General features: G+C 74.0%; 2 protein-coding genes and 1 riboswitch. Of the genes, one reads left to right on the forward strand and one right to left on the reverse strand.

Features of this window, described 5'->3' with window-relative positions:
* The coding region (locus QH283_RS00825) for an aminotransferase class V-fold PLP-dependent enzyme (RefSeq protein WP_280501102.1) at window positions 1–1,093 on the reverse strand (1,093 nt) is incomplete at its 3' end.
* Between the two features lie 25 nt (window positions 1,094–1,118).
* Window positions 1,119–1,232: riboswitch (SAM riboswitch) on the reverse strand.
* 221 nt (window positions 1,233–1,453) lie between these two features.
* Here QH283_RS00825 and QH283_RS00830 point away from each other — a divergent pair.
* On the forward strand, window positions 1,454–2,037 hold a 584-nt coding region (locus QH283_RS00830; protein ID WP_280501103.1), incomplete at its 3' end, for an AMP-binding protein.

Consider the following 2,037-nt stretch of genomic DNA (forward strand, 5'->3'; position numbering starts at 1 on the left):
CGCAGCCGACGCAGTCGGCGCAGTCGGCGCAGTCGGCGAAGACACGCAACGTGCGCACGCCCGCGATCGCGCACAGCCCCGACCGCAGTCGCTCGGTCAGCGCGCGCTCGTGCGCCAGCTGCGCGTCGGCGTCGATGGCGGCAAGGGCATCGCAGGCCGCGGCGATCGCGGCCGCGCCGAGCACGTTCGGCGACCCGGCCTCGTGCCGTTGCGGCGCGCACGCCCAGCGCGCGTCGTCCGCGGTGACCTCGCGGACCGCTCCGCCGCCCGCCAGATAGGGCCGCGCGGCGTCGAGCCAGTCCCGCCTGCCCACCAGCACGCCCGCACCGAAGGGCGCGTAGAGCTTGTGCCCGGAGAATGCCAGGTAGTCGATTCCACTGTCCCGCAACGAGATCCGCCGATGCGGGGCCAGCTGGGCGGCGTCGCAGAGCAGCCGGGCGCCGTGCCGGTGCGCGAGCGCGGCCACTTCCGCCACCGGCAGCACCTCGCCGGTCACATTGGAGGCGCCGGTGATAGCGAGCAGCGCGGCGGGCCGGGCGGCCAGTTCCGCCTCCAGCCGGATCAGCGTCTCGGCGACGGTGCGGGCGGCGGTGACCACGCGACGGCCGTTGCGGGTCCACGGCAGGAAGTTGGCGTGGTGTTCGATGTCGAGCACCACGGTCTCGCCGGGCACGCAGGCGGCCAGCAGGTTCAGCGAGTCGGTGGTGTTGCGCGTGAAGACGACGACCTGGTCGTCGCAGGCGTCGAGGAAACGCGCCACCGAACCGCGGGCGGACTCGTAGCACTCGGTGGAGACGCGGGAGGCGTAGCCCGCGCCGCGGTGCACGCTGGCGTAGTAGGGCAACAGATCCTGGAGGCGGTCGGTGACCTGGGCGAGGGCGGGGGCGCTGGCGGCGTAGTCGAAGTTGGCGTAGCGGGCGGTGCCGCCCTGGACGAGGGGAACGCGCAGGTCGTCACCGGACACCCGGGCCAGCGGGCCGCACGCCGGGTCGACACCGGCCGTGTGCGCGCGGGGCGTGTCGGCGCCAGGCGCGACGGTCTGGGTCGAGGTGGTCAGGACAGCAGCAGGCATGGCGAAATCCCATCGGCTCATGGACCCGAGATCGTGGGAGTCGTCGAGTCCGCGCTTGCCGCGCCCGGTCGGACGGCGGCCAGGTCGTCACCCGGAGCACCCCACCGCGGAGGAGGGTTGCCGACCAGCGAGCCGGGGCTTGGCGCTGGTACTCATGACCTGCCCAAAGACTGGCAAATCCGCGCCGGGAATGTCAAATGTCCAGCTCACGCGGCGTTTCCCGCGGCACGGCCGGTACCGTGGCAGTCGACCGAGACAGTGTTCGCCGATCGGTAACCCCCCTGTGGAAGAACTGTCGTGGACACCACCTGTCGTGGACACCGATCCACCGGGTACGACATCGACGACAACGCACCGTCGGGGAGAGGCAGGCACGACGTGATGCTCCAGCCGCAGGCGGACACCGCGACCGGAACCGCGCGGAGACCGCCGGGCCGGGCGCCCGATCCGCTGCGTCGCGGCGAGCGCGCCCCCGCCCCGCGCACCCTGGTCGACATCCTCGACGCCACCGTCGCCGCCCACCCGGACGCCCCCGCGATCGACGACGGCGAGCGCGTGCTGTCCTACGCCGAGCTGCGTGCCGAGATCGACACCCGCGCAGCCGAACTCGCCGCCGCCGGGGTGTCGAGGGGCGACCGGGTCGGCATCAGATTGCCCTCGGGTAGCCACCACCTCTACGCGACCATCCTCGCCACCCTCTACGCGGGCGCCGCCTACGTCCCCGTGGACGCCGACGACCCCGACGAGCGCGCCGCCCTCGTCTTCGGCGAGGCGGGCATCCGCGTGCTGGTGTCCGCCGACGGCGTCGTGCGGGCCGGCCAGGACATTCCGCGCGACGACATCCCGCCTGCCGCCGGCGACCGGAGCGCGACCGCCGCCGTCGGGGGCCCGAGGGCCCGGCCCGGGCGCCACCCCCGGGGAAAAATTACCAACCGCGAGGCCGGGCCCCCCCCAGGGGGGGGCGG

Origin of the sequence: Nocardia farcinica (genome assembly GCF_029867845.1) — a bacterium.
GTDB classification, from domain to species: domain Bacteria; phylum Actinomycetota; class Actinomycetes; order Mycobacteriales; family Mycobacteriaceae; genus Nocardia; species Nocardia farcinica_A.